Below are 20,834 nucleotides of genomic sequence, written 5' to 3'. Positions count from 1 at the left end.
GCATTGTGGGAGAGTAGGTCGCCGCCTTTTTTGAAAGCACTTGTCATTTGACAGGTGCTTTTTTTGTTTTTAACAATCTTGGAAAGAAAACTTAACTATTATAGACACAATTATTTAAGGAGCTAATTAATCGTTCGATTTTTTATAAAAATAAAGTGCCGAAATTGTTGACTTTTTGCGTTTTAACAAATCGACTGATTATTTATATTAAGTAATTAGTCCTTGATTGGTTTAATCTTTCCAAAACCTTTGTTAAGCAGAAAAATCGTTTTTTTGTTTCGGTAAATTTGGGTAATTTGTTGGACATGAATTCAATTATTTCTGCAAGTCTTCAAACGCTTTCAAAATCACGTATTCTAATAGAGAATTTAGATGATCAAATTTTAATAAATGCATCTATTGGTCCATATTATTCTAGCATAGGTAGCCACCTAAGACACATCTTCGATTTTTACCATTGTATAATAGAGGGAGTTAAGAGCAATCACGTGGACTTAACATGCCGGAAAAGAGACAAAGAAGTGGAAACATCATGTTTAATTGCTTTGGAATATCTTGAAAATATTCAGAGGGGCCTTGGAAATTATCCTAATATTTTATTGAATGAAGTGACTGTCGTTGATGATTTAGGTCTGGGAAAGACTGAAATATCATATACCCATGCATCCTTATTAGCGCAAGCAAATAGTCATGCCATCCACCATTATGCCATCATTAATTATATTCTGCATGGATTGAATGTGTCTATTTCTGACCTAAGTTTTGGTTATAATCCCACCACGCCTTCGTTATAACTAATTTATTTTCAGTTTAATAAAAAATGAGATTTTCGTTTAGGGCAAGCAAAATTATATTTAAATTGTAATAAAGTTTAAAATCTTATCAATAAATAATATGAAATGGAAAGGTAGAAGACAGAGTTCAAATGTAGAAGACCGTAGAGGACAAAGTAGCGGAGGATCAGGTTTGGGAGGACTTAACCCCATGTTGCTTATTTCTTTGGTCAGGTTTTTGTTCACAAAAACAGGACTTATAATTGCTGGTGTCCTTTTAGTTGGATCTATGTTATTGGGATATAATCCATTAAATTTCATCGGTCAACTGTTTACTGGTTCGCCTGTGACTTCTGAAACTTCAGCTCCTTACCAGGGCACTCAAAAGGAAGAAGAGTTGGCAGATTTTAGTGCAACCATCTTAGCAAGCACTGAAGATGTTTGGAATCAATTGATCAGTAATTATGAGGAACCCACTTTAGTCCTATTTACCGGTTCAGTTTCATCTGCTTGTGGGTATGCTTCAAGTGCTACAGGGCCTTTTTATTGTCCTGGAGATGACAAGCTTTACTTAGATCTTAGCTTTTTTGATGACATGGAAAGAAAATTGAATGCTCCTGGGGATTTTGCCCAAGCTTATGTCATTGCCCATGAGGTAGGACATCATGTTCAAAACCTTTTGGGTATATCTGATAAGGTTCAAAGATTACGTGGGCAAATGAGTCAAACAGAATTCAATAAATATTCAGTTAGATTGGAATTACAAGCCGATTTTTTAGCAGGCGTTTGGGCGCACCATTCCCAACAAATGACACAAATGATGGAAACTGGAGATTTACAGGAAGCTTTAAATGCGGCCTATGCCATAGGCGACGATCGTTTACAACAACAATCATCAGGTAGGGTCGTGCCAGACTCTTTCACACATGGTACTTCAGAGCAGCGCATTAGATGGTTTAAAAAAGGCTTTGAGACTGGAGACATCAATCAAGGGGATACGTTTAACGCAAATCCCTTGTAGGTTTGAATTCGATTAATTTTTGAACATACTGTCCAAGATTGTTTTTAATCCTCTAAAAGCGAAGAAAACAGCACAACCAGCAACCAATATTCCCAATATTAAAATAGGAATATACAATGGCTTTTCTTGGTTACTAAAAGCAATATGAATTAAACTAGGTCCCAAAAACATACACAATAGGGAAATCCCCATTTTTTTTAGGCCTTCTACCAATACTTTTTTGTTAGTGTGTTTCGTTTCCATGCTTGTAATTTTGAATAGCTTGTCTTACGTTTTTATATGTCTCAAGTAGTTTAACAGCTTCTTCTTCAGTAACCTTTATTTCTTGCATAATCATTCTGATTCCCCTATCCACAAGCTTGTTATTACTCAACTGCATGTCTACCATTTTATTCCCTTTGACATGGCCTAATTGAATCATGGTAGCAGTTGTAATCATATTTAATACCAATTTTTGAGCAGTTCCAGCTTTCATTCTGGAGCTTCCTGTAACAAATTCAGGACCAACGATAACTTCTATAGGGTATTTGGCAGTTTGTGAGAGTGGACTGTTATGATTGCAGGTGATGCAACCTGTTATGATATTCATTTCATTACACTTTTTTAATCCGGCAATGACATAAGGTGTCGTTCCAGAGGCTGCAATTCCAACAACAACATCCTTATCTGAAATGTTATAATCCATTAGGTCCTCCCAGGCTTGGTCTTCAGAATCTTCTGCAAACTCCACGGCCTTTCTGATGGCGGAATCTCCACCTGCAATGAGTCCGATGACTAAGTCATGCGAAACTCCAAAGGTAGGCGGGCATTCTGAGGCATCCACAATTCCCAGTCTACCACTGGTACCTGCTCCTATGTAAAATAACCTTCCTCCATCTTTTAGTTTTAATACAATTTGATCTACCAGGCTTTCAATAAATGGAATGGCTTTTTCAACAGCCAAAGGAACTGTTTGATCTTCTTTATTAATATTAGTCAATAATTCTGACACACTCATCTTTTCAAGATGGTTGTAAGTGGAATCTTGTTCTGTTGTTTTGGTAAAAGACATATCCAAAAATAATGAAATAATAAAGTATTTAAGTTAGGAGGTTTTAATTTGATTCTAAAAAAAAGCCCCCGAATTGGGAGCTTTTTTGTTATTCGTTAAATTTGATTTATGATTTCATTGAAGGTTTTACTCGGCCTCATGACATTTTCAGAAAGATCCTGAATTGGCTCGTAGTATCCACCAATATTGGCAGCTTTTCCTTGTACACTGTTTAATTCCTTAACAATTGCTTCCTCATTATCACTTAAATCTTTGGCTATTGGTGCAAATTGTTCTTTTAAAGCTATATCTTTATTTTGATCAGCTAATGCTTGTGCCCAATACATAGACAAATAGAAATGACTTCCACGGTTGTCTAATTCACCTGCTTTACGTGACGGGCTTTTACCATTTTCCAATAGTTTTTCAGTGGCACTATCTAAGGTGTCTGCTAGGATTTGAGCTTTTTCGTTTTTAAAGGTATCACTTAGGTGCTCTAAGGATACAGCCAAAGCTAAGAATTCACCTAATGAATCCCATCTTAAATGGTTTTCCTCCAATAATTGTTCAACGTGTTTAGGAGCAGAACCTCCGGCACCAGTTTCAAATAAACCACCTCCATTCATTAATGGAACGATTGAAAGCATCTTAGCACTAGTTCCAACTTCTAAGATAGGGAATAGGTCTGTCAAGTAATCTCTTAATACATTACCAGTTACTGAAATGGTATCCTCGCCATTTTTTAATCTTTCTAATGTGAAATTCGTAGCAGGTATCGGAGCCAAGATTCTTATGTCTAATCCAGTAGTATCATGCTCTGGTAAATATTTATTAACTTTTTTAATCAATTCTGCATCATGTGCTCTATCTTCATTTAACCAAAATACAGCAGGCGTTTGAGATGCTCTAGCTCTAGTTACGGCTAATTTCACCCAATCTTGAATAGGTAAATCTTTAGTTTGACACATTCTCCAGATATCTCCAGCTTCTACTGTGTGCTCCATTAAAACAATGCCTTCTTCATTTACAACCGTTACTTTGCCATTGGTCTCAATTTCAAATGTTTTATCGTGAGAACCATATTCTTCTGCTTTCTGAGCCATTAATCCTACGTTTGGCACGGTACCCATGGTTGTTGGATCAAAAGCGCCATTCTTTTTACAGAAATCAATTGTGGCAGTGTAAACCCCTGCATAACTACTATCAGGAATAACGGCTTTGGTGTCTTGAGATTTGCCATCTGCATTCCACATTTGCCCTGAATTTCTTATCATAGCAGGCATAGAAGCATCAATAATGACATCACTTGGTACATGTAAGTTTGTAATACCTCTATCTGAATTTACCATGGCAAGTGCTGGTCCATTTGCAAAAGCAGCATCAATATCAGCTTCAATTTCAGAACGCTTTTCTTGTGGCAATTCGTCTAATTTGGAAACCAAATTTCCAAATCCGTTGTTTTCCTCAACACCAATTTCTTTTAATAAAGCACCATGCTTAGCAAATACATCCTTAAAGAAAACCTTTACGGCATGTCCAAAAATAATTGGATCTGAAACCTTCATCATTGTAGCTTTCATGTGTAATGAAAACAATACTCCTGTTTTTTTAGCATCGGCAATCTCTGCTTCCAGAAATTGGATTAATGCTTTTTTATTCATGACGGTTCCGTCTATGATTTCGCCAGCAAGTAAAGGGAAGTTATCCTTTAAAATGGTTTCTTCTCCTTTTTCATCTGTATGAACAATCTTGATTTTAGTAGCATTTTCAACAGTCACAGACTTCTCATTGTGTGCAAAATCGCCTTGTTCCATTGTGGCAACATGCGATTGAGAGTCTGATGTCCAAGGTCCCATGGAATGTGGGTTTTTCTTGGCATAATTTTTAACAGCTTTTGGTGCTCTTCTATCTGAATTTCCTTCCCTTAATACTGGGTTGACCGCACTACCTTTAATTTTGTCGTATCTTGATTTGATACTTTTTTCATCTTCATTTTGTGGGTCTTCAGGATAATTTGGAATATTGAATCCTTTGGATTGAAGTTCTTTGATAGCTGCAAAAAGTTGCGGAACTGATGCGCTAATATTTGGAAGTTTTATAATATTTGTTTCGGGTAATTTCACTAAATCTCCTAACACACCTAAAGCATCCTCGATCTTTTGATCTTCATTCAGAAATTCTGGAAAGGTTGCTAATATTCTCCCTGCCAAAGAAATATCTTTTGTTTCGATATTGATATTTGAAGATTTTGTAAATGCTTTGACTATAGGTAAAAAAGATTGGGTTGCTAAAGCCGGAGCTTCATCTGTTTTGGTGTAAAATATTGTTGAAGATTTAGACATGTTTGGTTGTAATTTTATGCTTTGTGTAATTCTTTTTTTATAAATCGAACAAATATAGTAAATACTATTATTTTTCTTAGACTGAATTGGAGCAATTATTCAATGATAATGCCATATTTAGACAATAATCCTTCCAAATGATCACGAGAGAAAATAGCCTTTTTCAAACTATTATTTTCAGGGTCTATTTGGAAATTATAGGATTGTCGAAAGTCTACTTTTTCTAAAATTGAATTTTGAAATTTTGTATTGATTAGGTTGCAGTTGTTTATAGAGCTGGCGGTCAGATTTGTATAAGAGAAATCCGCAGCATTTAAATTGCAATTTTCGAAAGAAGATTTTGGAATATCCATATTTTGGAAGGAGGCCAACTCCAAATTACAATCCTTAAAAATGAGGGAAATGAGAAAAGGATTGCATTCAAAGAAATGAATTCCTAAAAGTTTACAATTATCAAAAGTAACCTCATTAAAAGTTGCATTTCCCACTTTACAATTACTCATTTGGCAATCAATAAAAGTGCATTCGAGGAAAGAAATATTTGATAAATAGACATCTTGGAAATCACAATTTTTAAAAACGCAATGGTCGTATTCACCCTTTGCTAAACCTTTTTCTAAATAGGATTCGTCCTCGAATAAAAGATCTGAAAAAAATGGAAGTGAATTCATACGTGCAAATATTATTCTTTAATCTGATTTTACATTGGTTTCAACGGAATTTTTCAATTGGAGTGTTGGTTTTCATTAATATTGAATAGGGATATTAAAATTATTAATGCGTAGGAAAGGATTCATCATCGTTTGCCTTCTTTTGCTTGTCATAGTCATAGGAACTTTACTTTTTCTGAAATCGGACCGTGGACACAAAATGAGTGAAAATGCTACGGTTAGGGTAGTGGAAACTAATGAAGGTTATGAACTTTTAAAAAATGGTAAACCCTTTTACATAAAGGGTGCTTCTGGGAAGGGACATATAAAGGAACTCGCTCAGGCGGGAGGAAATACAATTAGACTTTACGATACCATAAATTCAAGGATTGAATTGGATTTGGCAAAAAAGTATAAAGTGTCTGTAATATTAGATATTCCTTTGCCTGAGTTTAGATTTTATTCTAATTATTATTCCGAACCAAAAAAGGTATTAGCAATTAAAGACTATGTACGTTCGTATGTAAGAGAGCATAAAAATCACCCTTCTTTGCTGTTTTGGAATTTAGGAAATGAGATAAACTTGCCTTTTTCACTCTCCAATAAAACCTATATTAATACCTATAATGAATTAATTGACCTTATTCATGAGGAAGACCCTAATCATCCTGTAAGCACAAGTTATACGGGGATTGGGGAAAAGGATATTTTAGGATTATCCTTGAATTTTAGTAAATTGGATTTGGTAGGATTTAATGTTTTTGGAAATTTAGATGATTTGGAAAGTATATTAAACAAAATGTCTCCTTTTGTTAACATGAAACCTTTTTTTATTAGTGAATGGGGTGATCAAGGGCCATGGGAAGCAAAGAATGAATATTGGTTTTCTATCCAAGAAAAAAAAGGAAGTGAGAAGGCCAAGGGATATTTCAGTTCTTATCAAAATAATATAAAACCTAATACCTCCATTCTAGGATCTACGGCATTCTTTTGGGGACAAAAATTTGAAGGTACTCCGGATTGGTTCAATATATTTGATGACGAAGGTAATAAGTCACCTGTTTATTATGCTTTAAAGTCTAGCTGGGAAGAAACAGATCTCATTTATCCTTTAGAGATTGTATATTTTCGTTTTAAAAATTTAGACTCTCAAGACAATCGTATTTTTTCTCCAAATGAGAAATTAGAAATTGAAACTTTAGCACAAACTATTAGTTCTGATTCTATAACTTATGATTGGAATTTATACAAAGAAAGCTCAAGTATATATGAGGGGTGGAAGTTATTGAACTCAGAGTTTAAATTAAAAGGCAAGGGTGAAGAAATTAACTTTAATACCCCTGAAGAAGAAGGTGCATATCGAATGGTTTTAAGGGTATATGACAACCAACAAAATTATTCGACAGCAAATATTGCGTTTTACGTCCTGAATCCTAATGACAAAAAAGAATAAAAATCAAAATAGCCTACGTATTTTAAGAGTGATGATTCTGATAGGAGTCCTCAGTCTCATTAATTTTTTCTATTGGTTTTTTAAACCAGATTTAGTTGAAAACAGACCGTTGTTTCTTCTTTTAACTTTTGTTATCTTTTTTGATACGTTTCGATTGTTATACACGTGGTATCATTATTGGGGTATTTCAATTCCTAATAAACCAAAACATAGGACCTCCTATAAGGTAGATGTATTTACTACATTTTGTGATGGTGAGCCCATAGATATGGTTACCCAAACTCTTTTGGCAATAAAAAATATGGATTATCCGCATGAAACTTATTTGTGCGATGAAGATGATAATGCATACCTGAAAAATTTCTGTAAAGAAAATGCTATAATACATGTAACTAGAACAAGTAAGGAAAATGCAAAGGCAGGTAATATTAATAATGCCCTTAAAATAGCTACTGGTGATATTTGTGTTATAATGGATCCCGACCATGTGCCAGAAACCAATTTTTTAACTGAGTTGTTACCCTATTTTGAAGATGAAAAGATAGGATTTGTGCAGTCTGTTCAGGGGTACTACAACCAGAATGAATCCAAAGTAGCCTTGGGTGCGGCAGAACAAACCTATCAGTTCTATGGTCCAGTTATGATGTCCATGAATTCTTATGGTACAGTAAATGCTATTGGAGCCAATTGTGTTTTTAGAAGGGAGGCATTGGATTCCATAGGAGGGCATTCTCCAGGCCTTTCTGAGGATATGCATACAGCGATGCAATTGTATGCCAAGGGTTGGAAATCGGTATACGTTCCTAAAATGCTTACCAAAGGATTAGTGCCATCAACTTTAAGTTCTTATTTCAAGCAACAATTAAAATGGTCTAGAGGAACCTTTGAGTTATTAATCAGTGTTTTTCCTAAATTATTTTCAAATTTCACTTTAAGGCAGAAGTTGCATTTTGGAATTATTCCCTTGCATTATCTTGCGGGAATCGTCTACTTTTTTGTTTTATTGATTCCTATTCTCTCTTTATTTTTTAGTACCACTCCATGGCGAGGAAATATTTATAATTTTTGGCTCATTACACTTCCTATTTTTGCCTCTATTCTAGGGATAAGGTTATTTGTTCAAAAATGGATTATTAAAAAATCTGAAAGGGGGATGCATATCACCGGTGGATTGCTTTTTCATACAACCTGGTCTATATTCATATTAGGAGTCTTTTATAGTTTGATTAGGAAAAAGATCCCCTATATCCCAACCCCCAAAACAGGTGAAGATAAAACGCCATTGGCCTTGATAGTGCCTAATTTATTTATGGGAATTCTAAGTGTTGTAGCAATTATTTATGGTTTGCAACGTGATTTTACACCATTTTCGCTTTTCATGTCAGGTTTTGCATTATGGAATGCAAGTGATATGTTTTACACTTTAGTATTCGCTTTTGAAAGGACCAATCCCATTTCTATTGAAACGAGTGAGTTAGAAATTAAAAAATCATTTTTCAAAAATCAATTTTTTAATTTCTGGCAAAGTGCAGGGATTATTATTGTGTTGATCATATTTGGACTCAGTGTTTACTTTCAAGTTCAAAACGAAAAACTTAAACTTAATGGAGTAGTGGTTGAAGAAATGTTTGAAGCTCCAAAATTAACTTATCTAGGTTGCTATTATCCTGAATCCGACAATGGTTTCACAAGTTTAAAAAGAGCTAATCAGTTTGCTGCAAATCACGAATTTCATCCAGATATTATTTCTGTTTACCTTCCTTGGGATAAAAATATAGAAACAACATTTCCTTCAACCTATCTAGATTCAATTTTTATTAATAAGTCTTTACCTCTTATCACATGGGAGCCGTGGCTAAATAGTTTTCAAATAGAAAGACAAGAAAATAGAAATGTTTATCAATTGATTAATGAAGGGGTATTTGATGTCTATATAACTCAATTTGCGATGAGGCTTAAGAAATTAAAAAAGCCAATTTTTTTAAGATTTGCTCATGAGTTTGATAATCCATTTTATCCTTGGTTTGTTGAAGGTGAAGCGCAATCATTTCAATTTAAAGAGGCTTGGGTAAGGGTTCATAGTATTTTTAAGGAAGTAAAAGCTAATAATGTCATATGGATATGGAATCCTTGGAAGAGTGAGAATGTGAAGACTTTTTATCCAGGAAATGATTTTGTTGATTGGATTGGTTTGGACATTCTTAATTATGAATCAAATAAAGACTCTAAAGATTGGTATTCCTTTGATGAATTGTATACTTTTTTTAGAGATAATTTAGATGGTGTCTCTGATAAGCCGGTAATCATTACCGAATTTGGTAGTGTTGGAAATGATAAAGAAAGTCAGGCTAATTGGATTGAAAATGGAATTTCAGACTTGCAGAATAAATACCCAGAAATCCAGGCCGTTGTATTTTTTAACAGTAGGGTGGATGATAATATTCCTGTGGGAATCCAAAATGAAGAACTTGTATATGATTGGACATTTAAGGATGGTGTTGAATTAAATTTTGGTAAGTTTAAAAGGAATAATAAATTATATTCACATTATTCACTTTTAGAAAATAGAAAAGTTGATGAAAATTTCAATATTCAGGATAATACTTTTGCAGGAAAGAAGATTCGGGAGACAAATATTTATGGGGTTAACATAAATAAAGGCCAAAACTGGAAAAGTGACTACCATGTTTTAAATAGAATTAATTTGAAAAAGGATTTTCAAAGAATGAAAACTGCAGGAATAAATACAGTTAAATTCATTGAAAATACTACCTATGACTACAATTTACTTGAAATTAGTAAAGAGAACGAACTTAACGTTAACTACAGTTTTTTTATTCCATTAAACACTAACTTTTTAGAGGTTAATAAAGAAACTGATGAGTTAAAAACAAATATCCTAAAAAGGGTAAGGGAGTATCAAAAATATAATCATATAATATCATGGAGTTTTGAAAATGATTTTTACTCCAAACTTCCTAATAATATTAAAGAACCAGACCTTACTCTATATAGAAATGGCTATTTAAATTGGTTGAAAACCGTGATTTCTGGAATACGGCAAATTTCAGATGAAAATATTTTCATTGGAATAGAAGGAGAGGGAAACCTTTTAAATAAATTGGAGTTTTATTCAGATGTTTTTAAACAAGATATCGGGATTAATATACAACTAAAGAGTGATCAGTTGCAAGAAGGGGCTTGGGATTATATAAATAATCTTGGGGTTCCAGTTTCCGTAGATTATTTAGGTGATGAAATCTCAACTAATTGGAATGAATTAGCAAATGGAAAGTCATTTTATTATGTATCATGGCAAGATCAATTTGCAATAAATAAGTTAACGTTTGATGGTTTAATTGATAGGAAAGGAAGATTGAAAAATAAGTATTTTGATTTCATTGAAAGCTTTGGAGAGCCCAAGTTTAAATATGATGCTCCGAACATTAAAATATTAAAACAAAATAAAACTTTCTACCCAGGAAACGTTGTAGTGTGTTATGCCATGTTTTATGGTGATAGAATAGGATGGGAAATGGGGGGTAATCAAGGAAACTATAGATATGAATGGAATTTATTAAAATACAAAGGGGAAAAAGAATGTATTTCTATTGAGAAAGTAGGAGAGGGAAGTGAGGTTTATTTAAAAGTTCCAAAAGACCCGAATAGTTATAAATTGATGTTAACCGTAATTGACAAAGAAAATGTAGTGACACAAACATTTACAGATTTAAAACCATAACAACAGAATTCAAGATATCATAAAAAACAAAAGCCATATCACTATAGTTGTAAAACTACTTTGACATGGCTTTCTTCGAAATAGCTCTGCGTGACCTATTTAGTATGACTACTAAAGTTACAATTTACATCGTTTCGGTTCAAGTTTTACTATTTCAAAATGAAACATTTTCAATTTTCAAAATGTATTGACCTATTGACAATGTTTCGATGATTGTTCTCCTTGATTTTGCTTAATTGACATACTCCACTTTCGTAAGTTATGTTTTTAAACAAAATTGCTTTTTCTTTTAACCGTTTCTTTCGATTCAGTTAATTTCCAAAACTTTCAATTGATTTCCATTTAAACTGCTCATGCATCCTAAACTTCTCTTCAATATCATGATTCCTTTAGTTCCACGCCTACACGCTTTCCTCAGAACCTCGAAAAACAAATCTATTTTTAAAGAACGTTACTTTAAATACAATTAAACTTTTTTAGTTCGATCTAAAAGCAACTAGGTTGCTGCTCAATTGTTTTACTAAAGTATGATAGGACATTAAATATACAAAATTTTTAACCAATTAGATGTTAAATTGTTATAAACTTCACTTATTAACATTTGTTAATAAAAAAAGCCCTGTATATACAGGGCTTTTAAATGTTATGAAACGTTTATTAACGTTTAAGGCTTTCTTTGATTCTTGCTTTTTTACCAGTAAGACCTCTAAAGTAGTAAATACGTGCTCTACGTACTTTACCTCTTTTGTTTACCTCAATTTTTTGTAAAGCTGGCATGTTGATAGGTATAATTCTTTCTACACCTACAGTTCCAGACATTTTTCTGATTGTAAAGGTTTCAGAAGCACCTGTTCCTCTTCTTTGGATTACAACTCCTCTAAAGAACTGTGTACGAACTTTATCACCTTCTCTAATTTCATAATAAACAGTGATTGTGTCTCCAGCGCTAAAATCTGGAAAGTCCTTTTTTTGGATAAATTCGTCTTGTACAAATTTTACTAAAGATTCCATGTCTTTAAAATTAAATGTTTGAATCGAAGCAACATACACGGTTTTCGCCAGAGGTTAATCCGAAATTGGATGCAAAAATAGGTAATAATATCTAATTTACAATTAATTGGAATAAAAATTATTCATCTAAAAGATCTGGCCTTCTTTGCTTGGTTCTTTCATATGCCTGATCCTCTCGCCATTTTTCAATTTTAGGAAAATTTCCGCTAAAAAGAATTTCTGGTACGTCCCAGCCGTTATATGATCTGGGCCTAGTATAAATAGGAGGTGCCAATAAATTATCCTGAAAGGAGTCTGTTAAAGCTGAAGTTTCATTACCTAAAACACCTGGAATAAGTCTAATGACAGCATCACATAAAACTGCGGCGCCCAATTCCCCTCCAGAAAGGACATAATCACCTATTGAAATTTCTTTGGTTATAAAATGATCACGAACTCTTTGATCAACACCCTTATAATGACCGCAGAGGATGATGATGTTTTCCTGTAGTGAAATTTGATTGGCTATTTTTTGATTTAATGTGGTCCCATCTGGAGTCATATAAATGATATCGTCATAATGTCTCTCAGACTTTAATTGGGATATACATTTGTCAATGGGCTCCACCATCATGACCATACCTGCACCTCCACCAAATTGATAGTCATCCACAGTTTTATAATTGTCAGTAGTATAATCTCTTAAATTATGAAAATGAACTTCAACTAACTCAGCCTCAATAGCTCTTTTCATAATTGATGCCTCAAATGGACTTTTTAAAAGTTCTGGGAGCACGGTAATGATATCAATCCTCATAATATCTCATTTCTATAGGATGCAAATAAAAAAAATCTGTAATTGAAATTACAGATTTTTAAATGAAAATTATGAATTCTTTTAGTTGCCGCTCTTTTGTTTGTTGATTTCATCCTGCAACTGACGTCTTACTTTTTGCTCACGCTCCAAAGCTGTCCTTCTATGCTCTTCAAACTCTTCTTCAATATCAGCTAAAGACTTTTTAGCACTTTTGGTTACCGCATTACTGTTTTTGAATTGATAAATAAAGAAAAGTAAAAGGGCTAATAAGCCGCCAATAATAGACCACATTAAAACATTGTAACTTGACTTACTCATTTGAAGTCCAAATAAAGCCATATTGTTTTTTTCTTCTTCTGTTTTACCTAAAGTGGTCTGGGTGTTTGCCAAATTGGCTTTTAATCCGTCTATTTCTTCGGTTTGATTTTGAACCACGGCTCGTGTATCGGCCAATTCCTTATGAACAGCTTTTAAAGAGTCCAAGGTATGAGCTTTTAATTCATACAGCCATACCTTTTTAACCACTTTATAGTCTTTATAATTGTTTGATTTTCTAATGAGATATTCAAATTGGTTATCTATAGAACCTTCATATAAAGAAAGTTTATCATCTTCATCATCATTATTCTGGGCTAGTAAGCTTAATGGGGTAAGGGTCAATAAAATTAAAAACAGCTTTACAAACTTCATTAGGTCAATTTATTTTGATTGTTGGATTTTACGAAAGTAAGAAATTATGTTTATTTTCAGTTTAAGTTCAATAAAAAGCCTCACTGTTGTGAGGCTTTTTTAATATACGGACGAAATATTATTTTGGACGTTTGATACTAATAATAAGTATAACGTCTTACTTTGGCAATGTATTTGGCAAGTCTAATAACTTGATGGCTATAGCCATATTCATTATCATACCAAATATATAGTACAGCATTTTTGCCATCTTCTCTAACAATAGTGGCTTTACTATCATAGATGGATGGTGCAGAGCTTCCAACAATATCACTTGATACTAATTCATCGTTCATTTCATATTTGATTTGTTCAACCAAACTTCCTTCCAAAGCATACTTTTTTAAAGTTGTATTGATGCCTTCTTGGGATGTTGACTGATTTAAATCCAAATTTAAAATGGCAAGAGATCCATTGGGAACAGGTACTCTAATGGCGTTGGAAGTTAATTTCCCTTCTAGGGAAGGCAAAGCCTTGGCTACTGCTTTTCCAGCACCTGTTTCAGTTATAACCATATTTAAACCAGCTGCACGACCTCTTCGATACTTTTTGTGAAAATTGTCCACTAGGTTTTGGTCATTTGTATATGCATGAATTGTTTCTAAATGCCCTGATTTAATACCAAAGGTTTCATCCAATGCCTTTAAGATTGGGGTAATGGCGTTGGTTGTACAGGAAGCAGCAGAAAAGATGTCAACCTTGTCAGGGTCATTTTCCAAGTGATTAACCCCGTGAACAATATTAGGAATCCCTTTTCCTGGAGCAGTCAATAAAACCTTTTCAACACCTTTAGCTTGAATGTGTCTAGATAAAGCTTCATGGTCTCTAAAAGCTCCTGTGTTATCTATTACCAAAGCATCATGAATGCCATATTCGGTATAATCAATATCTTCTGGGTTATTTGCAGAAATGATGTTTACGGTAGTTCCGTTGATAATTAATGACTTATTTTCCAAATCTGTAATGACTGTACCTTCAAAATCACCATGAACCGAATCATTCTTTAATAAAGAAGCTCTTTTTTCTAAAATAGTTTCTGTAATCTCTCCTCGAGTGACAATAGCGCGTAGTCTTAATTGTGAACCTTTCCCAGTTCTAGCCATTAATTCTCTTGCTACCAATCTTCCAATTCTTCCAAAACCGTAAAGAATGACATCTTTTGGTTTAATACCATTTTCTTTTGAAGCATCCTTTAATTTGTTTGCAACAAAGTTTAGAGCATTACTATAGCTATTTTCCTCAAGATGGTATTCGTAGGTCAATTTTCCAATATCCAATTTGGCAGGAGGTAGGTCAAGGGTTTGAATAGCTTGAGCAATTTCAACTGAATCAAAAATTGAGATCGGTTTTTGAACAAATTCACCAGCATATTCATGAAGGTTTAAAATTTGACTCACATTACGATCAATCAGTTGATTTCTGAAAAGCACTAGTTCTATTGATTTGTCATACCATAAATCGCTAATGATATTAATAAATTCAACAGTTGCTTTTCGTCTGTCTGCTTGAAAAGCCAATTCATTTTCATAAGCTTCTTTAAAACTCATTGTCTTTAGTTTAAATTGTGTTGTGTTTAAATTTGGTGCAAAAGTATATATTTCAAACGTTTTCGTAAAACTATTTTTAAATAAAAAAAGCCTCTAGTTTTCCTAAAGGCTTTTCTTAAGTTTAGATGGTATTTGAACTACCTAAAGTTGTATTTTTCCAACTCACCATTTGAATTGATCAATTCAATTCTCAACGGCTCATAGGGAGATCTGTTTTTTATAATTTCTTGAACATCGTCTACATCTTTTACTTTTTCATTATTGATACTTATTATGATGTTTCCTTCATTGACATTATTTGCTCTAAGGTATTTAGCATAGGCTTCTCCTAATTGAGCAATTTTCACACCACTTGAAACACCATATTTTTTTAATTCGTTTGCATTGGCGTTTTTAAGTACCCCGAACTGTGGAATCGTAAAAGATTGATTTCTAACTAAGGTAGCCTGAATTGTTTTTATATTATTATCCCTTAAGATTGTTACTTGCACATCATCTCCTGGTCTTTTGGTATTCAAATAACCACTTAAGTCAGAAAATTTAGTGATATCTATGTTGTCAATTTTCTTAATAATGTCTCCAGATTGTATGCCTGCTTTATCTGCACCAGAACCTTCTTCAACACTATCTACGTAGAATCCTTGGGTTTCATTGATGCTTAATTTTTCAGAAATAGCATTATTTAGCGCACCTCCAGTAACACCAAGTACACCATTTTGAACGTTTCCGAATTCAATAATATCCTCAACTACTTTTCTTGCGATATTACTTGGAACTGCAAAGGAGTATCCTATATATGAACCAGTCTGGGAAGATATAGCTGTGTTAATTCCAATTAATTCACCTCTGGAATTTACCAAAGCGCCACCTGAATTACCTGGATTTACTGCGGCATCGGTTTGAATAAAGGATTGATTAAATTTTCCGCCAGACAAATCTCTGGATTTGGCACTTATAATTCCAGCAGTGACAGTAGAAGTTAAATTGAATGGGTTCCCAACGGCTAATACCCATTCTCCAATTTTAGCTTGATCACTATCTCCAAATGTAGAGTATGGCAAATCTTCTTCAGGATTGATTTTTATTAGAGCAATATCAGTGCGACTATCAGTTCCAATCAATTCGGCATCATAAGTTTTATTATCATTTAGAGTAACTGTAAGTTTGTTTGCTCCATCAATCACGTGATTATTTGTAATGATATAACCGTCTGGTGAAATAATGACACCGGAACCTGAACCTACTTGAGGTCTTTGGGCAGAACGACCAAAGATTAAATCTTGAAAAGTGATTCTATCAGAAGTGCCAAAAGAAGTGTTCATGACGTGAACTACAGAATGAACGGTATTTTCAGCGGCATTTGTAAAATCAATGGCATTTTCAGGAAAATAATTTGCATTCGAATGGCTTACGGGGATGGCATAATTTGAGGAGTCTTGTGTCTTTGAAAAAGCAGGTTGCTCCTTTTCTATAAATAATTTGTAACTGGCCAAGGTAATGGCTCCACCTAAAACCGATACTAGTACTAACGATATTATTTTTTTCATGGGGAAAAAGGTTTTTGGTTTATAATTAATTTATTAACGTTTAAAATTACCTCTTTATTGAAATTTGCTAAATTCTTTTAACGATTTTTAACGTGCCCTTTAACGGGTGTTTAACAGCTGTAAAAGCCAGCTAATATTTCTATATTTGCATTTCTTATGAAAATGACATTTTACAAATATCAAGGAACTGGGAACGACTTTGTCATGATTGACAATCGGCAACAAGATTTTGACAAAACCAACACCAAATTGGTGGCTCATTTATGTGATAGACGATTTGGTATTGGGGCAGATGGGTTAATCCTTTTGGAGAATCATGAAACGTATGATTTTAGAATGGTCTATTACAATTCCGATGGTAATGAAAGTTCCATGTGTGGAAATGGGGGTAGGTGTTTGGTGGCATTTGCCAATTTTTTAGGTGTCATTAAAAGTAAGGCTACTTTTGAAGCGGTAGATGGTTTACATCATGCCACTATAGAAAATGGTTTGGTTCATCTCCAAATGTTGGATGTGAAAGATATTGAAAATCACAAGGACTATATGTTTCTCAATACAGGATCTCCGCATCATGTGCAAATCCAAGATAATCTGGAAAATTTCAATATAAAATCGGAAGGAGCAAAAATAAGATATGGGCAACCTTATGGACAAAAGGGAACTAATGTCAATTTTGTATCTCAAATTGATGATAACACTTTTAAAGTAAGAACCTATGAGCGGGGGGTTGAGGATGAGACTCTATCTTGTGGTACAGGTGTAACAGCGGTGGCCATTGCAATGCATTCTTTGGGACTGGCCCAAAACACTCTAATTCATTTGAATGTAGAAGGGGGTAAGCTAAGAGTGTCTTTTGACAAAAAGGGAGATATTTATGAAAATGTTTGGTTAATTGGACCAGCAGAACAAGTTTTTAAAGGAGAATTCCTATGCTAACTTTGAAAGGAGATCAAGTTTACCTTAGGGCTCTTGAGCCTGAAGACTTAGAATTCATTTATGAAATTGAAAATGATGAGGCAGTTTGGGAAGTAAGTTTAACGCAAACACCCTATTCCAGATATCTTATAAAGCAGTATTTGGAAAATGCACATAAAGATATATATGAAGTCAAACAATTAAGACTTGTGATTTGTCTACATTCTAGTGAAACTGTTGGGCTTATAGATTTATTTGATTTCGATGTTCAAAACAAACGAGCAGGCGTGGGGATATTGATAAACAGCCAAGAACAGCGTTATAAAGGTTTTGGTAAAGAGGCATTACAACTTGTTGTGAAATATGGTAAAAAACATTTAGGACTGCATCAATTATATTGTAACATTGCTGAAAATAATGAACCTAGTTTGAAGCTATTTCAAAACCAAGGATTTGAAATAGTAGGTCTTAAAAAAGACTGGAATCTTGTTCAGGGGGAGTTTAAAAATGAATATTTATTACAACACATACTTTAACTCATGTATTTTAAAAAGATTCTTTGGGCTATAGCCATAATTGGATTGATCGTTGCTGCCATTTTTGCAAGCTATATTTATGGAGTAATGCTTAAATCAAATACAGCCTTTAACAATAAAGAGGCTTTTATTTATATTCCTACCGGGGCCAATTATCAAGATGTTAGAGAAGAATTAAAACCGCTTTTAAAGGATATTGATAAGTTTGATGCTCTGGCTTCTCAAAAAAGGTATAATACAAATATTAAAGCAGGTAAGTACAAGATTTCTAAGGGAATGAATAATAATGATATTATAAATTCCATAAGAAGCAACAATCAGCCTATTACAGTTTCATTTAATAACCAAGAGTCTTTGGGTAAACTGGCCGGAAGAATATCGAATCAAATTGAAGCAGATAGCTTAGAACTTTTTCAGGCTATGTCCGATAGTAATTTCCTGAATCAAAAAGGGTTTAGTAAGGAAACAGCTCTAGCCATGTATATTCCCAATAGCTATGAATTGTTTTGGAATACAAGTGCCGTAGAGTTTAGAGATAGGATGCTAAAAGAATACCATCGGTTTTGGAACAACGATAGAAAGAATAAGGCTTTGGCAGTAGGGTTAGACCAAAATGAAGTGATGACTTTGGCCTCCATTGTTCATGAAGAATCCAAACAAGCTTCAGAGCAGCCAAGAATAGCTGGTGTTTATTTAAATAGATTGAAGATAGGAATGCCTCTGCAGGCGGATCCAACATTAAAATTTGCTGCCTACCAACTTCCAGAATATGAAGGAACCGTTATTAAAAGAGTTCTTAACAAACATAAAGAAATTAACTCTCCATATAATACCTATATGAATGCTGGGTTGCCACCAGGGCCTATTGCGATGCCAGATATTTCTGCTATCAATGCGGTATTAAATCCAGAAAAGCATAGCTATTTATATTTTGCTGCGGATGCCCAAAAAATAGGTTTTCATAAATTTGCGAAAACCTTGACGCAACACAATGTCAATGCCAGGGAGTATCAAAAGTATTTGTCATCTCAAGGGATAAACAAATAATTTTTGATGAAGGGTTTTACATATGGACTGCTTTTCTTCCTAAGCATTTGTTCCTATGGACAAAACCGTGTGAATAGATTTCTAAAGCCTAGTGATACACTAAACATTCCTAGGAGGAATGCCGTCATAATTTCAGAAGTCTCTGTCGGAGCAATCAGTTTGGTTGGGTTGCACCAATTATGGTACAAAGATTATCCGCAATCAAAATTCCATACCATTAATGATCTTGATGAATGGTTGCAAATGGATAAAATGGGGCATACTTACACTTCTTACCAGATGGGTAGGATGGGAGCAGAGCTTTTAGAATGGAGTGGTGTGCGCAAGAAGGACCAATTAATTTACGGTGCCACTTTGGGTTTTGTGTTTTTAACTACGGTAGAGGTATTTGATGGTTTTTCAAAAGAATGGGGCTTCTCATGGAGCGATATGGCATCAAATGCCATAGGAACAGGTATTTATGTTGGGCAAGAACTTTTATGGGAGGAGCAGCGTATCAGTTTGAAATATTCTTTCCATAGAACAGAGTTTGCACCAATGCGACCAGACAAATTGGGAGATGGATTTATGGAGGAGTTTTTAAAAGATTACAACGGTCAAACTTATTGGTTAAGTTTCAATTTGCATTCCTTTTTTGACGATACTAGAATTCCAAAGTGGTTAAATTTGGCTATTGGGTATGGTGCTGAGGGCATGTTGACCGGTAAAAATGAAACGTTAAATGGGCAATTTCCAGATCAAAATAGGTATCATCAGATCTATTTAAGTCTTGATTTGGACCTAACCAAAATAGACACTAAGTCTCATATTTTGAGGTCTTTATTTAGTGTTTTTAACACTATAAAAGTGCCGTTTCCAGCTATGGAGTTCAACGGAGAAAACGGCATAAAACTCCACGGAATCTATTTTTAAAAACAGTTAATCGATTAATTTTCATAATATAAAAAATAATCATACCTTTGCACGCTGAAATTTTCAGGTGGTTTTAAGTCATTAAAATCGCCAAAAAAATTGAAACGTTATGAGAAATATTGGAAGTTACATTGCCCCGTCGCTTACAATATGTTTACTATTGTTAGTTTCGTTCTCAAAAATCAGAACGATAAAGCCGATTAAGGATTCTTCCCAAGATATTGCAATGGTATCTTCGAGAGCTATAGAATCCAAGCCCGTTGGAAGCTTAGTCTTGCCAACTATCGAGCCCCACGTTACCTATACGCCAACTTTAGGGAAAACGTTTGTTGGATTCAAGGAAGCCGTTGGTTTTAAAGAGTCTCGCGGTAATTATTTTATTGTGAACTCTTACGGTTACTTAGGAAAATACCAGTTCGGTGAAGGAACACTCAAATTAATAGGTATTTATAATCCAAATGAATTTCTTAAAAACCCAGAACTGCAGGAAAAGGCATTTATAGCCAATGCAGAACGAAACAAATGGATTTTAAGAAAGGATATTAAAAGGTTTAATGGGATGGTGGTAAATGGTGTTACGGTTACAGAATCTGGTATTTTGGCCGCTGCTCACCTAGCTGGTCCCGGAAACGTTAAGAAATATCTGAGAAGTTATGGTTCAAATAATTTTGCAGATGCTTTCGGAACTTCAATAAGCTACTATATGAAAAGGTTTTCAGGTTATGACACTTCAGAAATCATTCCCAATAAGAAGGCCAAAGTGAAAAGGACTATTTAGTAGAA

18 protein-coding genes are annotated in these 20,834 nt (G+C 34.0%); 9 read left to right on the top strand and 9 right to left on the bottom strand.

Going from position 1 to position 20,834, the window contains the following annotated elements; all coding sequences use genetic code 11:
- Positions 1 to 305: 305 nt before the first annotated feature.
- Together GZ212_RS08695 and GZ212_RS08690 are read left to right on the top strand one after the other, a co-directional pair.
- Positions 306 to 794: a hypothetical protein gene (locus GZ212_RS08695; protein ID WP_166959023.1), complete on the top strand. Its 489-nt coding sequence runs from the start codon at positions 306 to 308 to the stop codon at positions 792 to 794.
- 100 nt (positions 795 to 894) lie between these two features.
- Positions 895 to 1,794 carry a neutral zinc metallopeptidase gene (locus tag GZ212_RS08690; protein ID WP_166959021.1) on the top strand — a complete coding sequence of 300 codons (900 nt, stop codon included), beginning with the start codon at positions 895 to 897 and terminating at the stop codon, positions 1,792 to 1,794.
- A gap of 12 nt (positions 1,795 to 1,806) precedes the next feature.
- Here the strand turns inward: GZ212_RS08690 and GZ212_RS08685 are convergent, their stop codons facing one another.
- The 4 genes from GZ212_RS08685 to GZ212_RS08670 all read right to left on the bottom strand — a co-directional run bounded on the left by GZ212_RS08685 (position 1,807) and on the right by GZ212_RS08670 (position 5,837).
- Positions 1,807 to 2,037, bottom strand: a complete 231-nt coding sequence (locus tag GZ212_RS08685) for a DUF6095 family protein (protein ID WP_166959019.1) — start codon at positions 2,035 to 2,037, stop codon at positions 1,807 to 1,809.
- Positions 2,018 to 2,845 carry an N-acetylmuramic acid 6-phosphate etherase gene (gene murQ, locus GZ212_RS08680; RefSeq protein WP_166959017.1) on the bottom strand — a complete coding sequence of 276 codons (828 nt, stop codon included), beginning with the start codon at positions 2,843 to 2,845 and terminating at the stop codon, positions 2,018 to 2,020. The genes GZ212_RS08685 and murQ overlap by 20 nt, the downstream gene beginning before the upstream one ends.
- Positions 2,846 to 2,940: 95 nt before the next feature.
- Positions 2,941 to 5,166: an NADP-dependent isocitrate dehydrogenase gene (locus GZ212_RS08675; protein ID WP_166959015.1), complete on the bottom strand. Its 2,226-nt coding sequence runs from the start codon at positions 5,164 to 5,166 to the stop codon at positions 2,941 to 2,943.
- Between the two features lie 95 nt (positions 5,167 to 5,261).
- Positions 5,262 to 5,837, bottom strand: coding sequence for a pentapeptide repeat-containing protein (locus tag GZ212_RS08670; RefSeq protein WP_166959013.1), 576 nt, complete (start codon positions 5,835 to 5,837; stop codon positions 5,262 to 5,264).
- A 106-nt stretch (positions 5,838 to 5,943) separates the two neighbouring features.
- Between GZ212_RS08670 and GZ212_RS08665 the strand changes: the two genes are divergently transcribed.
- Both GZ212_RS08665 and GZ212_RS08660 read left to right on the top strand, forming a co-directional pair.
- Positions 5,944 to 7,269 (top strand): glycoside hydrolase family 2 TIM barrel-domain containing protein, encoded by a 1,326-nt coding sequence (locus tag GZ212_RS08665; RefSeq protein WP_166959012.1) that lies wholly within the window; start codon positions 5,944 to 5,946, stop codon positions 7,267 to 7,269.
- A complete protein-coding gene (locus tag GZ212_RS08660) occupies positions 7,253 to 11,011 on the top strand; it encodes a glycosyltransferase family 2 protein (RefSeq protein ID WP_166959010.1) in 3,759 nt (1,252 codons plus the stop codon). Before GZ212_RS08665 ends, GZ212_RS08660 begins: the two co-directional genes overlap by 17 nt.
- Positions 11,012 to 11,668: 657 nt before the next feature.
- Here GZ212_RS08660 and rplS read toward each other — a convergent pair.
- The 5 genes from rplS to GZ212_RS08635 form a co-directional block, all read right to left on the bottom strand.
- Entirely contained in the window at positions 11,669 to 12,022 is a 354-nt protein-coding gene (gene rplS / locus GZ212_RS08655) for a 50S ribosomal protein L19 (RefSeq protein WP_053972134.1), read from the bottom strand.
- Between the two features lie 118 nt (positions 12,023 to 12,140).
- Complete coding sequence (gene trmD / locus GZ212_RS08650) at positions 12,141 to 12,818, bottom strand: tRNA (guanosine(37)-N1)-methyltransferase TrmD (protein ID WP_053971866.1); 678 nt, start codon at positions 12,816 to 12,818, stop codon at positions 12,141 to 12,143.
- Positions 12,819 to 12,899: 81 nt separating this feature from the next.
- The gene (locus GZ212_RS08645) at positions 12,900 to 13,508 is read right to left on the bottom strand and encodes a hypothetical protein (RefSeq protein ID WP_053971867.1); all 609 of its coding nucleotides are present in this window, start codon (positions 13,506 to 13,508) and stop codon (positions 12,900 to 12,902) included.
- 137 nt (positions 13,509 to 13,645) lie between these two features.
- Entirely contained in the window at positions 13,646 to 15,094 is a 1,449-nt protein-coding gene (locus tag GZ212_RS08640; protein ID WP_166959008.1) for a glyceraldehyde-3-phosphate dehydrogenase, read from the bottom strand.
- Positions 15,095 to 15,231: 137 nt separating this feature from the next.
- Complete coding sequence (locus tag GZ212_RS08635) at positions 15,232 to 16,641, bottom strand: trypsin-like peptidase domain-containing protein (protein WP_166959005.1); 1,410 nt, start codon at positions 16,639 to 16,641, stop codon at positions 15,232 to 15,234.
- Positions 16,642 to 16,797: 156 nt separating this feature from the next.
- On the opposite strand from GZ212_RS08635, the gene dapF reads away from it, so the two are divergent.
- The 5 genes from dapF (at position 16,798) to GZ212_RS08610 (ending at position 20,829) form a co-directional block, all read left to right on the top strand.
- Complete coding sequence (dapF, locus tag GZ212_RS08630; protein ID WP_166959003.1) at positions 16,798 to 17,577, top strand: diaminopimelate epimerase; 780 nt, start codon at positions 16,798 to 16,800, stop codon at positions 17,575 to 17,577.
- Complete coding sequence (locus tag GZ212_RS08625; RefSeq protein ID WP_166959001.1) at positions 17,571 to 18,092, top strand: GNAT family N-acetyltransferase; 522 nt, start codon at positions 17,571 to 17,573, stop codon at positions 18,090 to 18,092. The genes dapF and GZ212_RS08625 overlap by 7 nt, the downstream gene beginning before the upstream one ends.
- A 3-nt stretch (positions 18,093 to 18,095) precedes the next feature.
- Entirely contained in the window at positions 18,096 to 19,139 is a 1,044-nt protein-coding gene (mltG, locus tag GZ212_RS08620; protein ID WP_166958999.1) for an endolytic transglycosylase MltG, read from the top strand.
- A 6-nt stretch (positions 19,140 to 19,145) separates the two neighbouring features.
- Positions 19,146 to 20,051 carry a DUF2279 domain-containing protein gene (locus tag GZ212_RS08615; RefSeq protein ID WP_166958997.1) on the top strand — a complete coding sequence of 302 codons (906 nt, stop codon included), beginning with the start codon at positions 19,146 to 19,148 and terminating at the stop codon, positions 20,049 to 20,051.
- 226 nt (positions 20,052 to 20,277) lie between these two features.
- The gene (locus GZ212_RS08610; RefSeq protein ID WP_370520467.1) at positions 20,278 to 20,829 is read left to right on the top strand and encodes a peptidoglycan-binding protein LysM; all 552 of its coding nucleotides are present in this window, start codon (positions 20,278 to 20,280) and stop codon (positions 20,827 to 20,829) included.
- Positions 20,830 to 20,834: the final 5 nt, after the last annotated feature.

It is taken from the genome of Mangrovimonas sp. CR14 (genome assembly GCF_011764015.1).
Taxonomy (GTDB): Bacteria; Bacteroidota; Bacteroidia; order Flavobacteriales; family Flavobacteriaceae; genus Mangrovimonas; species Mangrovimonas futianensis.
This window is presented reverse-complemented; position numbering and strand designations above follow the sequence as displayed.